16 protein-coding genes are annotated in these 14,094 nt (G+C 66.2%); 5 read left to right on the top strand and 11 right to left on the bottom strand.

Going from position 1 to position 14,094, the window contains the following annotated elements; genetic code table 11:
- Nucleotides 1–7: 7 nt before the first annotated feature.
- Genes IPJ17_14650 through IPJ17_14640 form a run of 3 tightly spaced genes read right to left on the bottom strand, consistent with a single transcriptional unit; the run spans nucleotide 8 to nucleotide 1,910 of the window.
- The gene (locus IPJ17_14650) at nucleotides 8–760 is read right to left on the bottom strand and encodes a TonB family protein (protein ID QQR72727.1); all 753 of its coding nucleotides are present in this window, start codon (nucleotides 758–760) and stop codon (nucleotides 8–10) included.
- Between the two features lie 5 nt (nucleotides 761–765).
- Nucleotides 766–1,188: a protein TolR gene (tolR, locus tag IPJ17_14645; protein QQR72726.1), complete on the bottom strand. Its 423-nt coding sequence runs from the start codon at nucleotides 1,186–1,188 to the stop codon at nucleotides 766–768.
- Nucleotides 1,188–1,910 carry a MotA/TolQ/ExbB proton channel family protein gene (locus IPJ17_14640; protein ID QQR72725.1) on the bottom strand — a complete coding sequence of 241 codons (723 nt, stop codon included), beginning with the start codon at nucleotides 1,908–1,910 and terminating at the stop codon, nucleotides 1,188–1,190. Before IPJ17_14640 ends, tolR begins: the two co-directional genes overlap by 1 nt.
- Nucleotides 1,911–2,059: 149 nt before the next feature.
- On the opposite strand from IPJ17_14640, the gene IPJ17_14635 reads away from it, so the two are divergent.
- Both IPJ17_14635 and IPJ17_14630 read left to right on the top strand, forming a co-directional pair.
- The gene (locus IPJ17_14635; protein ID QQR72724.1) at nucleotides 2,060–2,857 is read left to right on the top strand and encodes an electron transfer flavoprotein subunit beta/FixA family protein; all 798 of its coding nucleotides are present in this window, start codon (nucleotides 2,060–2,062) and stop codon (nucleotides 2,855–2,857) included.
- Nucleotides 2,854–3,837, top strand: a complete 984-nt coding sequence (locus IPJ17_14630) for an electron transfer flavoprotein subunit alpha/FixB family protein (GenBank protein ID QQR72723.1) — start codon at nucleotides 2,854–2,856, stop codon at nucleotides 3,835–3,837. Before IPJ17_14635 ends, IPJ17_14630 begins: the two co-directional genes overlap by 4 nt.
- Here the strand turns inward: IPJ17_14630 and IPJ17_14625 are convergent.
- On the bottom strand, nucleotides 3,810–4,628 hold the full coding sequence (locus tag IPJ17_14625) for an RNA methyltransferase (protein ID QQR72722.1): 819 nt from the start codon (nucleotides 4,626–4,628) through the stop codon (nucleotides 3,810–3,812). The two genes, IPJ17_14630 and IPJ17_14625, sit on opposite strands and share 28 nt — an antisense overlap.
- Here IPJ17_14625 and IPJ17_14620 point away from each other — a divergent pair.
- Complete coding sequence (locus IPJ17_14620; GenBank protein ID QQR72721.1) at nucleotides 4,627–5,235, top strand: DUF84 family protein; 609 nt, start codon at nucleotides 4,627–4,629, stop codon at nucleotides 5,233–5,235. The genes IPJ17_14625 and IPJ17_14620 overlap by 2 nt on opposite strands.
- Before the next feature lie 42 nt (nucleotides 5,236–5,277).
- Here IPJ17_14620 and IPJ17_14615 read toward each other — a convergent pair whose 3' ends face one another.
- The gene (locus IPJ17_14615) at nucleotides 5,278–7,704 is read right to left on the bottom strand and encodes an LptF/LptG family permease (GenBank protein ID QQR72720.1); all 2,427 of its coding nucleotides are present in this window, start codon (nucleotides 7,702–7,704) and stop codon (nucleotides 5,278–5,280) included.
- Between IPJ17_14615 and IPJ17_14610 the strand changes: the two genes are divergently transcribed.
- Together IPJ17_14610 and IPJ17_14605 are read left to right on the top strand one after the other, a co-directional pair.
- Nucleotides 7,703–8,470, top strand: coding sequence for an SDR family oxidoreductase (locus IPJ17_14610; GenBank protein QQR72719.1), 768 nt, complete (start codon nucleotides 7,703–7,705; stop codon nucleotides 8,468–8,470). The two genes, IPJ17_14615 and IPJ17_14610, sit on opposite strands and share 2 nt — an antisense overlap.
- Nucleotides 8,452–8,916, top strand: a complete 465-nt coding sequence (locus IPJ17_14605) for a 6-carboxytetrahydropterin synthase (protein ID QQR72718.1) — start codon at nucleotides 8,452–8,454, stop codon at nucleotides 8,914–8,916. Before IPJ17_14610 ends, IPJ17_14605 begins: the two co-directional genes overlap by 19 nt.
- 243 nt (nucleotides 8,917–9,159) lie before the next feature.
- Here IPJ17_14605 and IPJ17_14600 read toward each other — a convergent pair whose 3' ends face one another.
- The 6 genes from IPJ17_14600 to IPJ17_14575 form a co-directional block, all read right to left on the bottom strand.
- Complete coding sequence (locus IPJ17_14600; GenBank protein ID QQR72717.1) at nucleotides 9,160–10,056, bottom strand: ParB/RepB/Spo0J family partition protein; 897 nt, start codon at nucleotides 10,054–10,056, stop codon at nucleotides 9,160–9,162.
- Nucleotides 10,049–10,807: a ParA family protein gene (locus IPJ17_14595; protein QQR72716.1), complete on the bottom strand. Its 759-nt coding sequence runs from the start codon at nucleotides 10,805–10,807 to the stop codon at nucleotides 10,049–10,051. The genes IPJ17_14600 and IPJ17_14595 overlap by 8 nt, the downstream gene beginning before the upstream one ends.
- Nucleotides 10,808–10,946: 139 nt before the next feature.
- Complete coding sequence (locus IPJ17_14590) at nucleotides 10,947–11,414, bottom strand: bifunctional nuclease family protein (GenBank protein QQR76189.1); 468 nt, start codon at nucleotides 11,412–11,414, stop codon at nucleotides 10,947–10,949.
- A gap of 188 nt (nucleotides 11,415–11,602) precedes the next feature.
- Nucleotides 11,603–12,937 carry a tRNA (N6-isopentenyl adenosine(37)-C2)-methylthiotransferase MiaB gene (miaB, locus tag IPJ17_14585; GenBank protein ID QQR72715.1) on the bottom strand — a complete coding sequence of 445 codons (1,335 nt, stop codon included), beginning with the start codon at nucleotides 12,935–12,937 and terminating at the stop codon, nucleotides 11,603–11,605.
- A complete protein-coding gene (locus IPJ17_14580) occupies nucleotides 12,934–13,740 on the bottom strand; it encodes a hypothetical protein (GenBank protein QQR72714.1) in 807 nt (268 codons plus the stop codon). The genes miaB and IPJ17_14580 overlap by 4 nt, the downstream gene beginning before the upstream one ends.
- A complete protein-coding gene (locus tag IPJ17_14575) occupies nucleotides 13,727–14,077 on the bottom strand; it encodes a cupin domain-containing protein (GenBank protein QQR76188.1) in 351 nt (116 codons plus the stop codon). Before IPJ17_14575 ends, IPJ17_14580 begins: the two co-directional genes overlap by 14 nt.
- Nucleotides 14,078–14,094: the final 17 nt, after the last annotated feature.

Here is a 14,094-nt window from a genome sequence, read left to right as displayed (position 1 = left end):
GGAGTCCTCACTTCAAGATCAGGTTCACGCCGAGCGAAGGGTACGAGAAGCCGCGTGGGAGCGGAGGAAGCGGGGCGGCGGCGCTCACCGCCCGCAGGCCAGCCAGATCGAACGAGCTGTAGCCGGACGACCGTTCGATGCGCAGATCGGTGACCCGGCCATCGCGTTGGATGCGGAACGAAACGAGCGCCTCGATCCCGCTGCCGAGGGGCGGACGAACCCACTGTCGCTGGATCTGCGCAAGAATCTGGTCGAGATAGTAACCGTAGGTAAAGCTCGGATTGTCTAGTCCGGCGACCGCCGCCCCGAAGACGGTTCCCCCGGGGCTTCCACTCGGGCTGCCTTGGGATTCTGCGACCGAGGTGGGCTCACTACGAACTGAAGGAGGGGCCGGCGCTGGACTGGCCGCCTGGGGGAGTGCCTTCGGCGAGGCCGGTGCCGTTGGGGAGGGCCTCTCGGCAGGGGCTCGCGTCGGAGCCGGGCGCGCCTCCTCTCGGGTCCTCGCGGCGGGCGTCGCTGGAGGAGGTGACGGCGGGATCGCCGCCCGGCCAGCGGGCCGGCCGAGCGCCCCAGTCGGTACGAGCTGGATCGCGACGAAATGAGGAGGTTTGCGGGCCGGGGCGGTGAGCAGCGGGATGACCAGCAACACGAGCGTGGCCGCCAGGTGGATGCCGGAGGCAACCGCGAAGCTCCTCCTCAGCTGGCGCCGTTCCGGGCGGCGCAGACGTTGGTCGAGGACATCCTGGACCGAGGGACTCACCGGCGTCACCGCTGGGGCTCGGGTCGGTCCGTGACGATGCCGACCCGGGTGATTCCTCCGCGCTGAAGGGTATCGAGGATCTCGACGACTTTGCCGTAGGCGACGTCCCGGTCTCCTTTGAGGAAGACGGTCTCCTCAGACCGCCCGCGCAGCAGCGGGGTGAGCCGCTCGACCAGCCGGGTCGGGTGGACCGGCTCGTCCTTCAGGTAGACCATGCCATTGCGATTGATCGACAGGACGATCGGATCGTCGCGCCGGAGGGGGATCGGATCCGACGCTGCCTTCGGCAGGGCGACCTCGATCCCCTGGTGCAGCATCGGTGCGGTGACCATGAAGATGATGAGCAGCACCAGCATGACGTCGACCAACGGGGTGACGTTGATCTCGGCGAGCACGCCGTCGTCGTCGCGACTGTTACTCCATCCCATCAGGTGAAGTTCCGTTCCGCGAGATTCATGAACTCGAGGACGAAATCCTCCATCTCGGACCGGACGTGGCGCAGGCGCCCGCCGAAGTAGTTGTAGCCGATCAGTGCCGGGATCGCCGCCGCGAGGCCTGCGGCCGTGTTGACCAGAGCCTCGGCGATGCCGGGTGCGACAGCGACGAGCGACGTCGTTCCCTGGATTCCGATCTGCTCGAACGCCACCATAATGCCCCAGACGGTACCGAAGAGACCGATGAACGGCGAGGCCGAGGCGGTCGTGGCCAGCACCTGCGTTCCCCGGGCGAGGGCTCGCAACTCGATCCCGGTCGCGCGCTGAAGGCTGCGCTCGACGCCGTCGAGCGACTTCAATCGATATCGCCCCCGCTCCTCCCCTTCGCCATCGCGCTGCGCCTTGACCTGATGGTCGATCTCCGCGTACCCGGCCTGAAACAGGCCCACGAGGGGAGAGGCGGCGAGTCCGGCCGTCGCGGCCTGGACCTCGCCGAAGCGTTTGCTCGCCCGGAAGACGCGCAGGAACTTGCGGTTCTGGTCGGCCGCGCGGTGGAGTTGGACCGCCTTGAAGACCATGATCGTCCACGAGACCAGGGAGAGTCCGAGGAGCAGGGCGAGGACGAACTTGGCCATCGCTCCGGACTGGAGGAAGGTCTGGAGGATTCCCCCCTGGGTGCGACCGGGAATCTGGGCGAGCCACCACATGGACGACATCGGACCTCGAAGTGCCTACAGGCGGCAGCGAAGGTAGCACGCGGTCGCGGAGACTGTCCACGCGCTGGCGCCGCAGTGCGGCGCAAATGCGGTAGGCTATTGCAAACTCGACACGGCGCCGGCCTGGCGTCGTGATTCAAGGAGGGCGAATGAAGATCGCGGTCTGTGTGAAGCAGGTCCCCGATCCCGAGGCGCGTTTGCGCGTCAACCGGGAAGGGACCTGGATCGACGAGGACGAGGTCCCCTTCGTGCTCAACGAGAGCGACGAGTACGCCGTGGAAGAGGGGCTCCGGCTCGCCGAGAGCACCGGGGGAGAGGTCGTGGCCTTCTCATTGGGTCCGGATCGGACGCGCGAAGCGGTCCGCAAGGTGCTGGCCCTCGGGGCGGCACGTGCGGTGGTGCTGACCGATCCGGCGTTCCAGGGCGGAGACGCGATGGCGACCGGCCGGGCGCTGGCGGCAGCCATCCGGAAGGAAGGAGTGGATCTGGTCCTGGCCGGATCCCAGTCCGGGGATCAGGGTTTCGCGGCCACCGCCTCGGTGATCGCCGGTGAGCTCGGCTGGCCCCATGCCTGGTTGGTCATGGGAGTGGAGCTCGAGCCGGGCAACGCCACGATGAAGATCAAGCGCGAGATGGAGGGCGGCGTCAACGAAAGCTCCCGGCTGTCGCTGCCAGCGGTGATCGAGGTGCAGGCGGGGATCAACCACCCGCGCTATGCCTCCCTCAAGGGCATCATGGCGGCAAAGAAGAAGGAGATCGCGGAGCGGTCGCCGGCCGATCTCGGCCTGGACGCGGCGAAGATCGGGCGAGCCGGTTCGCGGCTTGAGACGGTCGCCGTCGCCCTCCCGGAAAGCGGTCGCGAGGTCGTCTGGATCGAGGGCGACGCCGCTGCCATGGCCAAGGCGCTGATCGAGAAACTGCAGAACGAGGCGAGGGTGCTGCGATGAGCGGGAAGATCTGGGTGGTCGTTCAGCATCGCGACGGCAAGCTCCATCGCGGATCTCGCGAGGCGATCGCGGCAGGGCAGGCGCTCGCGGCCGAGATCGGGTCGGCAGTGGAGGCGGTGATCCTGGGCAGCGGGGTGGAGAGCCTCGCGGGAGAGCTCGCCGGCTTCGCGATCGAGAGTGTTCGCGTGCTCGAGCATGCGCTGCTCGCCGAGTACACCCCGGGCGGGTATGTGGCTGCCCTGGCGCCGCTGGTGCGTTCCCACGCTCCCGCGTTCGTCATCTCGCCCCACACCTATCAGGCCGCCGACTTTCTCCCTCGGCTCGCCCAGGCGGCGGACGGCGCCCTGGTGCCGGAAGCGATCGGCTTCCTGCGCGTCGAAGGCGAACTGCAATGGAAGCGGCCGGTGCTCGGCGGCAAACTCCATGCGCGGGTTCGCGTCAAGGGCGAGGGCGTCATCTTCGTCTCGATCCAGTCGGGTGCGTTCTCTGCCGACTCGGCCAAGGTGGGCAGCGCGCCGATTCAGCGCGAGGCGCCGGCGCTCGACGGCTCGCAACTGATGCGCGAAGTGCTTGGCTTCGAGCGGGCGACGACCGATCAGGTCGACCTGACGAAGGCGGACATCATCGTGGCCGTGGGGCGTGGTGTGGGAGGTGCGGACAAGCTCGGCCCGGTCGAGGAGCTCGCGCGACTGATCGGCGGCGAGATTGCGGCGAGCCGGCCGGTCATCGACTCCGGATGGCTGCCACGGGATCGCCAGGTCGGTTCGAGCGGCCAGACCGTAGCGCCGAAGCTCTACCTGGCGCTCGGGATCTCCGGCGCGATCCAGCATCTGGTGGGAATGAAAGGATCGTCGGTGATCGCTGCCGTCAACAAGGATGCGACCGCTCCGATCTTCAAGATCGCCACCTACGGCTGCGTCGGCGACCTGCACGAGATCGTTCCCGCCCTCTCTCAGGTCCTGCGAGAGCGGGCTGGCTGATCGAGGCGCTCGGCCTCGTCGGGGTGAAGGCGGCGGCGTCGCTCGAAAAGGGTGATCGCCGCCGCCACCGCGACGTTGAGCGATTCGACGGGCGCCGCGATCGGTATCGCCAGGGTCCGGTCGGCTGTCGCCAGGGTCTCCGCTGTCAATCCCAGCCCCTCGCTTCCGAGCGCCAGCACCACCGTCCCCGAGAGATCCTGCCGGTAGAGGCTCTCCCCGTGGGCGTCGAGCGCGAGCACGCGAGGCGTTGCGGTCGCGAGATGGTGCACGAGCTCGGCGAGCGAACAATCGACAGCCACCGGGACTCGAAGAAGGCTCCCAGCCGATGCTCTCAGCGCCCGCGGGTGGTTCGGATGGGCGCATCCGGCCGACAGTGCGATACCCCGGGCCCCGCTCGCTTCCGCGGCGCGAACGATTGCTCCGAGATTGCCAGGATCCTGGACGCGTTCGAGGTAGAGATAGCACTCGCCCGGAGCGACCGAGAGGCACGTCACGGCGGACCGAGGGAGGTCGGCTGCCGCGATCACTCCCGAAGGCGAATCCACGTCCGCAACGGACCGAAGGGCGTCGTCGGAGACCAGGTGGACCCGCGACGGGTCCGTCCTTGCCAGCAGGTTCGCTCCGGATGTCGAGCCGGAGAACTCCGGGGTCGCGAGGATCCACTCCAAACGCAATCCGCCACGGATGGCCTCGCCGATCAGGTGCTCACCTTCGAGAAGGGCCCGATCGCCTTTACTGTGCCGCAGGTTGCGGATAGCCTTGATGAATTGATTCTGCCGGCTGGAGATCATGGCATCCGATCTTAGGGAGTTCTGGCACCGCTTCCAAACTGGAGTCGAAGTGGCCGTGGCGGGAACCTCGCCCGACGTCCTGCTCGGAGTTCGCGAAGGGCTGTTGCGGTTCTTCCATGACGGGCTCGATCGTCCAGTCCCGGTCGCGGTCGTGCCGCAGGAGGGGGGCAGCAGCGAGCCGGCTCACGGACTGGCCCTTTCCGACGAGGAGATCGTGGCGGCAGCGCGCTCGCAGTCGGCCGCGCTGCGGGATCGACTCCTCGGTTCGTACCACCTCTACATCGGAACTGCAGGTGGCCTTCACAGCCTCGAATTCGGCGACTCGGAGCACTACTTCGTCCGCAACTGGACCTCCGTCGTGAGTCCCGCCGGAGAGGCGGTGGGATCGAGCGGCTCGATTCAGCTCCCGGGAAGGCTGGTTGCAGGTCTGGAGCGCGAGCAACTGCCGTTCGCCATGCCGGGAACGAGGCGGAGCGGTGGGCTATTCAGCTCGCTGACCGGAGGCCTGGAAAGCCGGAGGTCTGCCGTTGCACTCTCGACGCTTCACGCGGTTTCATCCCTGTTCTACGGCGTGCTGCAGAGCGCCCCGGTGCGACGGCGCCCCTGACGCCATTCCGGGCGGTGTGCCCGGGGCCCTGCCGCTGGCCAACTAGGTGCGGACGCCCAGGAACAGATAGGCGGAGAGCAGCGCGAAGAGAAGGCTGGGGCTCCAGACCGCAACGACCGCCGGGAACGCGCCGACCTCCCCGAGCTTCATGAAGAACGCGTAGATCGCAAAGAAGACGATTCCGAGCACCACGGAGAGCCCGAGGCCGTAGAGAGCCCCTTGCCTTCCGAGACGGAAGGCGAAGGGCAGGGCGACGCACGCCATCACGACCGAGGTGAAGGGGAACGCCAGCTTGCGATGGAGCGACACCTCCAATTCGGAGACCGCCTGACCGCTGGCGCGAAGGTCGGCGATGGTCGCGCGCAGGTCCCGGTACGACATCTCCTCCGGTCGAGGTCGGTCGATGGCAAAGTACTCGGGCTGCTCCGGGAGGTCGATTCGCACCGGTGCGTCGAGGGACTGGAACGTGACGAAGTCCGGCGAATCCCGCACCCATCCGCGAGCGACGATCCATCCGCTCTCCGCGTGTTGCGCCGAGTCGGCAAAGAGCCGTGCGGTCAACCGCCGATTCTCGTCGAAGCGGAGAATCTGCAGCCGCTGCAGCCGTTTCGTCCGGTCATCGTAACCGGCGTAGTTGTAGAGCGTCCGACCCTCGCCGGCCACCCAGTGCTGATCGGCTCGGCGCAGGCTGCGCGACACGGTCCTCCCCTTGATCCGGTCCTTGTACTCGCTCACCTTCTGGTTGGAGACGACCAATACCTCGGCCTGCAGGAGGATCGACAGCGCCGCCACGGTCCCCGCGGCGACCACGGCAGGAAGGGCGAGGCGGAAGAGCGAGGTCCCGAGCGCCTTGAGGGCGGTGATCTCGTTGGTCCGCCCGAGGAGGCTGAAAGCGATGAGCGTGGTGACGAGGACAACGATCGGCGCCGTGTCGTAGGCGACCTGGAGCGAAACGTACTTGTAGTAGCCGAAGATCACGTCGCGCGGCGGGTGGTTCTTCAGGATCTGATCCAGGTTGTCGGTGAAGTCGGCGATCAGCGAGATGGCGACGGCGGAGAGCATCACCGGGGCGAACACTCGGACCAGCGTTTCAAGCACGTAGCGGTCGAGAAGATTCGGGAATCTCAGCTTGAGGCGCGGCAGGCGAAAGACGATCCGCGCCCCCGGACGGAGAGAGCGGAGCCCGAGCGTCCGCCGCTTCGGTGCCGTCGAGGCCGTCCCATGCGCCCGATCCGTCGCCGCAGCCGGATGAGCGGAGCGCCGCGTGGCGCGCCCGACCTGGTAGACGGCTCGCCGCCAGAGCGCTCGGACCCGAGGTGGCACCCACTGGACGGCGGAGAGCCGTCGAGGCACCAATGGGAGATCGCGGTCTCGTCGCCACATCGTGACGAGACCGAGGCCGAGGAGCAGGATGTCGGGCAGCCACATCGCCAGGGCAGGGGAGAGCTGACCGACGCGTGCCGCCTCTTCTCCCTGCGTCAGCAGAATCCAGTAGAACAAGATGACCAGGATGGAGATGGCGAATCCCGAGGACTTTCCGCCGCGCCGGTTGTTGAAACCGAGCGGAACGGCGAGCAGGGAAAAGACGAGACAGGCGGCTGGGATCGCATAGCGCTTGTTCATCTCGACGCTCGCCAAGCGACGCTCCTCGACGGGGAGGTCTTGATCACGAGCCCGGCGGCGAAGCTCACGCATGGTCATCGCCTGCCGACTCTTGCTCGCGGCGAGCTTGGCGCGCTGCTCACTCGTAAAGCGATCCTGAAGCACAAAGTCGAGCGTGCGGTAGCGACTGACTTCGTACCGAGCCGGATTGGCCAAGTCGACCGTGTGCTTCGTGGCTCCCTCGAGATGAAGGGTGAGCTGCTCACCGTCCGGCGCCAGGCGTGGCTCGCCGGAGTCGGCGACGACGATCTCGTTGCGCATGCCGGGCACCGAGTCGGCGAGGAAGACACCCCTCCACTGCTTGGTTCCGGGGTCGATGTCGAAGATGTAGAGCGCCTTGCCCTGGAATTCGTAGTAGACGACCCGCGGCTCGACCTGCTGGCTGATCGTCTTCGTCGCGATCTCGATCATCAGCTTGCTGCTGGCGTGATTCCCCGCGGGCATCAGCTCGATCGAGACGTAGGCCGTGAGCAGGGAGAGGACCGTGCCGAGCATGACCATCGGCCGGGTCACCGCATAGAGGCTCAGACCGCAGGCGCGCATCGCCACGAGCTCGCTGTCGGCCGACAGACGGCCGACGGCGATGAGCACGCCGAAGAGGAGCGACATCGGCAAGGTCAGGACGAGGATGCTGGGGAGGCCGAGGAGCAGAAGCTCGGCGACCGTGCCGGCGGGCAGCCCGCGTCGGATGATCATCTCCGCCGAGGCGAAGAAGAACCGGACGAGCAGAATGAACGTGTACACTAGAAATCCAAGGGCCAACGGTCCCAGGACTTCGGATACGAGGTAGCGATCGAGCCGGCGCATGAGAGAAGCGCATTATACGGACACCGCGCGGCCCGCTCCGCTGCTCGGCCACCTTGTTCTCGTGACGGGAGGAGCCCGACGGATCGGCAGGGTGGTGACGCGCCACCTCGGTGCACTCGGCGCTCGCGTCGCTGTTCACTGTCACACGAGCGAGCAGGCTGCACAGGAGCTCGTCTCCGAGCTGCCTGCAGGGAGCTTCGTGCTCCAGGCGGATCTCGCGACGGCCGACGGTGCGTCGCGGATCTACCGGGAGTTCGATCGCCGAGCGGAGTCTCCCGACCTGTTCGTTCATTGCGCCGCCAGTTTCGTTCGAGCCGATCTCGAGGCGAGCGACGCCGCGCTCTGGGATCACGCCCTGGCGCTGAACCTGCGCTCGTTTGCTCTCGTGGCTCGCGAGATGGTGCGACGGCGGGAGGCGAGTGGGGGAGTGATGGTCGCGATTGCCGACGCCGCCGGCGTCGAGTTGTGGCCGAACTACCTCGCCCACAGCGTTGCGAAGGCCGGCTTGATCGCCTTGGTGAAATCAATGGCCAAGGGGCTGGGGCCGGCCTTCCGAGTCAACGCCGTGGTGCCTGGACCGGTTCTGCCTCCTGAGGGGACGACGGCAACCGAGCGGTCGGCCATGGAGGAACGGACCCTGGTCAAGCGCCTGGGAAGTCCGCAGGACGTCGCTCGTGCGGTCGAGTTCCTGGTGCTCAGCGACTTCGTGACCGGGGCGTCGATCCACGTGACGGGAGGGTCGGAGCTATGGCGAGGGAAGGTCTGACGAGATTCGACCAGCGGGTCCGGTTGCGCCGTCGCTACCGATTCTCCGCCAGCCATCTTTATCGTCGACCCGACTGGTCCGACGAGGAGAACCGGCGCCGCTTCGGCAAGTGCGCGAATCTTCCGGGGCACGGACACAACTACCGTGTCACCGTCGTCGTGGCCGGGGAGCCCGATCCGGACACCGGGTTCGTGATCGATCTTGGCTGGCTCGACGCCCTGGTTCGAGATGCTGTTCTCGAAGCTCTCGATCATCAGCATCTCAACTCCGCTGTCCTCGAGTTCGCCCCCGGCGGGCGGATTCCGTCGAGCGAGAACCTGGTCCTCTGGATCCGGGACCGACTCGTTGCCGGCTGGACGGGCCGGGCGGCTAGCCTCGTCCAAGTTGCGGTCGACGAGGACGAAGATCTGGGTGCCGAGTGGCACTCCCCGAGCAACACTCCCTGAAGTCGTTCCACTGAATCGCAGCGAGGCTGGATCCGGTTCGCCCTGCGGGCCGGGAAAGCAGCGCCGTCGGCGGCGGAGAGCCTGACAAGGCGGCCATTCCAGCTTTGCGCAAGGTCCGATAAGATTGATTATGTAAACTAGAACGCGTGAAGTCGGCCGGCGGCGGCTTTTCGCGTGCCTGGACGGCACCTCGCGTTCGACCCGGAGGGCGACGCTCCCCACGTTCAGGTCGGTCGAGCGCTGCTACTTGGGCTTTGTGGTGGGATTGGCTTTGCTGCGAAGGTCCGCGAGGATCTGCTCCAAGGCGCGAATCAAGTCAGACGAATCGACAGTCGACTGTCTGAAGGTGACGGCGAGTTGAAAGCTCCGATCCGGGGCCTTGAACTTGAAAATGTACGGCTTGCGACGTGGCGGATCGCCGGCCTTGCTGATGGCTCGCTGCTCCCGCCGGACGTCGTCCCGGCTCAGGCCCTGGGTGGCCACCCGCTCCAGCAGCTGAATCATCTGGTTCTCGTCGCCGGCCTTGAGCACTTCGAGGAGCGTCGACTTCGTGGTGATCCCCAGGGCGTGCGCGGCTTCGCGTACCCGAGCCGGAAGCTGCAAGAGCATCAGACTCTCGGTGACCGAGGTCCGCGACTTGCCGACCGCCGAGGCGATCTGCTCGTGCTTGTAGCTGTAGAGCTCCGCCAGGGCGCGATAGCCGTCCGCCTCTTCGAAGGGCGACAGGTCCTTGCGCTGCAGGTTCTCGATCAGGGCGATCTCGAGGGCCTCTTGATCCGAGACGGCCATCTCGATGACCGGCACATCGAAGAGTCCGGCCTCCAGGGCGGCGCGGTACCGGCGTTCACCGGAGATGATCTGGAACTGAGACCGGGCCAGCTCGGACTCCCCCTCTTCCGCGGTCTTTCGTGGCCGAACGAGGATCGGCTCGAGGATGCCCTTGGCCTTGATCGACTCGACCAGGTCCGAAAGGTCGCCAACAGAGTTCCGCGGCTGGTCCGGATTCGGCTCCAAGGCGGACAAGGGCACCATGCGGCCGATCGGCGTCTCGTGGCGTCGCGTCAGCTCGTCGACGAAATGGGCACCATGCCGCATCTTCACGCGGGTCGGAAGTCCTCTCTTCGAGGCGGGCTCAGACACGACCGAGAACCTCCTCGGAGAGCTTGTAGTACTCGAACGCGCCGGTGGATTTCGGAGCGAAAGAGAAGATCGACTCCCGATAGGCCGGACTCTCTTCGAGTCGGACGCTCTTGCTGATCGTCGTCTCGAAGAGCTTGTCCCCGAAGACCCGCTGGATCTGGTCCACGATGTCTCGCGACAGGAGGGTCCGGCGGTCATGAAGGGTGATCACGGCGCCGAGGATCTGGAGCTGGGGATTGGCTCTCTGCTTGACCTTGTCGATCGTTTCGAGGAGGTCGTCGGTTCCTTCGAGGGCGAAATAGCTCGACTGAATCGGGATGAGAACGTGGGTCGAGGCCACCAGGGCGTTGACGGTGATGATCCCGAGCGTCGGAGGGGTGTCGAGGACGACCATGTCGAATCCAGATTGAACGGAAGCGAGGATGTCCTTCAACCGGAAGTGACTGTCGATCTCGCCGAGGAGTTTCGCCTCGATCTTCGCCAGGGAGATCGAGGAGGGTGCCACCCAGAGGTTGGGGACCTTCTCCACCGGCTGCAGGATGCTCTCCATGCTGGTACTGCCCTCCACCAGCACGTCGTAAACGGAATGCTCGAGTTGATGAACATCGAAGAAGGACATCGAGCTGTTGGCCTGTGGATCGAGATCCACAAGGAGCGTCTTGAGCCCCTTCGTTGCGAGCGCGGCGGAGAGGTTGATCGCGGTGGTCGTCTTGCCGACTCCACCCTTCTGATTGGCGATGGCGAGGATCATAGGCGGACGGGAGTGTAAGCCGGGGTCGTCGAGATGGTCAAGGAAAGCAGGAGCGGCCGAGCAGCGATGTCGGCGCGCCGACACATGATGGAAGTGCTATTGAATCAATAGGTTCGGAGGACTTTGGCGCGCCGGATGGCTACATCTTGTACTTTCCCAACTCCTCCGGAGTGAGCGATTCGAGGAGGCGCCTCGACCGCTCGTCTTCGTCGAAGGAGATGGCTTCGCCAGACGTTGACGATCGGGTCGCGGCGTCGGAAAAGATCGCCTCGCGGACGAGGATCGGGCTCCCCAGGCGCAGCGCAAGTGCGATCGCATCGGACGGCCGTGCATCCAGCACCAGCGCCTCGCCGCCGCGCAGGACCTCCACCGTTGCGTAGAAGGTCCCCTCGCGCAGGGAGGAAACGACGACCCGATCGACGGTTCCGCCGAGCGAGGTGATGGTGTCCGCGAGAAGGTCGTGGGTCATCGGGCGCGGGGCCTTGACCCCTTCGAGCGCAAGACCGATGGCCTGGGCCTCGAACAGGCCGATCCAGATCGGTAGGAAGCGATCACCTTCGTCGTCGCGCAGAACGACGATCGGGGTCCGAGTCGCTGGATCGTTCATCAGCCCGCGGACCTCGACGAGCACCAGGTTGTCCTTCTCACCCACAGTCCGATTCTCGGGTGCGCGTCCTGGGGCGTCAAGAGCAACCCGACAGCGAGAACGGCGCGACCCGCTGGGGGGCGCCGGGTCGCATGCTGCGCTGGAAGTGGAGGCGATGATGTTCCGCGCGAAGACGCGGGGCATCCGGATCAGGCGACTTCTTCGCCGACGAGACTGTGGGGATTGGCTCGAACAACGCGCACGCGGGCGAGATGGCCGGCGCGGAACCTCGGATCGCTGGCGCGGAAGTGCATGATCCGATGGCAGGTCGTCCGCCCGGTGAAGGCCCCTGCCTCGCGACCCCACCCGGTCACCAGCACGTCGAATTCACGCCCGACGAGCTCCTCGTTGAGCTCCCGCTGGATGCCGTTCTGCGTTCTCAGGAGATCCTGAAGCCGCGCCTCGGCGACATCCGAGGGCACCGCCGGGTCGGGAAGCCGAGCAGCGGCGGTCCCGGGCCGTGGAGAGTAGCAGAATGCGAATAGCGCCGAGTGCCGGACCTGCTCGAGCAGGGCGATCGAGTCGCGATGGTCTGCCTCGGTCTCGCCGGGAAAGCCGGCGATGAGGTCCGTCGAGATGGCGATCCCGGGGCGGGCCTGCCGAAGCGACTCGACGAGACGGAGATAGGTGTCGATCTGGTACCCACGCCCCATTCGTCGAAGGAGCCGGTCGCTCCCCGACTGGACGGGAAGGTGCACATACGGGCAGATCGTCTCGTGCAGACCGATCTGCTCCACCATCCGAGGCGAGAAGTCGCGAGGATAGGAGGTGACGAACCGGAGGCGCCGGATTCCCGGAAGGCTGGCGACGGCAGCGAGCAGGTCGGCGAAGTCCCGGCCGGTCGCGGGTTCCCGCCAGTGGTTGACGGTCTGTCCGAGGAGCTCGATCTCGACGAAGCCGAGGTCGAGCAGATGGCGCACCTCCACGAGGATCTCGTCGAAGGTCCGACAGGCCTCGGGTCCGCGCGTCGAGGGGACGATGCAGAAGGTGCAGTTCTTGTTGCAGCCCTCGATGATCGTTACCATCCCCTTGTAGAGACCATCACGAGAAACGGCATCGAGATCGTAGCGGCGGTCCGCCGGGAATCCGGTCGCGACGACACGTTGCCCGTCGAGCCGCTGCCGCAGAACCTCGCGCAGCTCCCCCACTCGCGCGGGGCCGAGGACGAAATCGAGGTCGGGAACTCGTGCGAGTGCCCTTTCCCCTTCTTGTTGTGCGACGCATCCGCAGAGACCGATGAACAGAGGCTTCTCGCGATCCCTCTTGAGCAACCGGTACTCTCCGAGCCGCGAGTAGACCTTCTGTTCCGCCCGCTCTCGAACGCTGCAGGAATTCAACAGGATGAGGTCGGCCTCTTCCACGTGGAGCGTCGGAAGGACCCCCTGTTGCATCAGCTGACCGGACAGACGCTGGCTGTCCAGTTCGTTCATCTGGCAGCCCCAGGTCTCGACGAAGAACCGGCGAATGCCAGTCAGCGTGCTCAATGCGGCTTTTCCTGGTAGATCACCGGCTCTGCAGGGTCAGCGGTCTTGTCTGGCGTGCGCTCGGCTTCCGGCTCGAGCTCGACGCCGTCGAGCAGCCATGCCGGGAGAGCTCCTGCCCGCTGGCCTTCTTCCTGGAAGTGGTCGAGGTCTCCGCGGATCTCTCGGATTTCGGCCTCGAGGGTCGAGATCCGGTCGAGGGTTCGATCCCAAGCGGGCTTGATATCTGTATCGCGAATGTATGGATCGTCGGTACTGTAGAATCGCGTTCGCAGGGTCGCGGCCCGATCGCGCGCCTGTGCCAGCTCGTCACCCAGGCGCCGCCACCTCTCCCTGATCTCTCGCCCTCGCTCCCGCCAGTAGGTCTCCGGGTCCTTGGCGGCGCCGTCGGGCTGGGTGGTTGGCTTCGGGGTGGACGGATTCGCCTCGGGGCTGGCGAAGGTCAGCTTCCGGTCCTTGGCGAACTGCTGGATGTTCTTGTCATTGAGAACGGCGACGGGCGGCCCGGCGACTCGACGGCGCTCTCGCTCGGCACGAGCTGCCACGACCAAGTTGTCCGCGGCACTCTCCTCCCCGCCCGGATCGACGACGACGACTGTCGGATCGGGGGCCGGGGCTGCGACGGGAGGCACTGCCGGAGGCGTCGGCTCGGGTTCGAGTTGGCTCAACGTCTGGGGAGGGAGGCTTGCGGCGGCGACGGACTGCTTTTCCGCGCGCGGGGCGCGGGCCGCACACCCCAGAACCAGAACCAGGGGCAGTGCGAGAACCGTCAGCGATCCCCGATGGACTCGCTCAAGCTCGCCCATACCGGTCCTCGAGCCGCACGACGTCGTCGAGGTGCGGCGTCGACACTTCGAAAAGGTCGCAGCCTTCCGGGCCGGCGACCATCCGATGTCGCGTTCCGGGTGTCACGTGATAGGCCTCGCCCAGCTTCAGCGGCCGGTTCACCATGACCTCCCCTTCCTCGACCTGCAGCTCGATCTCCCCGGAAAAGACGTAGAAGGTCTCCTCCTTCACGCGATGCATCTGCAGCGACAGAGCCTGGTTCGGTTCGATATGAAGGATCTTCCCGACGTAGGAAGCGGTGTGGGCCAGGATGAGCTCGTGGCCCCAGGGCTTGGCGACCCGGCGGATCTCCTGAATCATCTCCAACCTCCTCG

Source organism: Holophagales bacterium (genome assembly GCA_016699405.1).
GTDB lineage: Bacteria > Acidobacteriota > Thermoanaerobaculia > Multivoradales > JAGPDF01 > JAAYLR01.
This window is presented reverse-complemented; position numbering and strand designations above follow the sequence as displayed.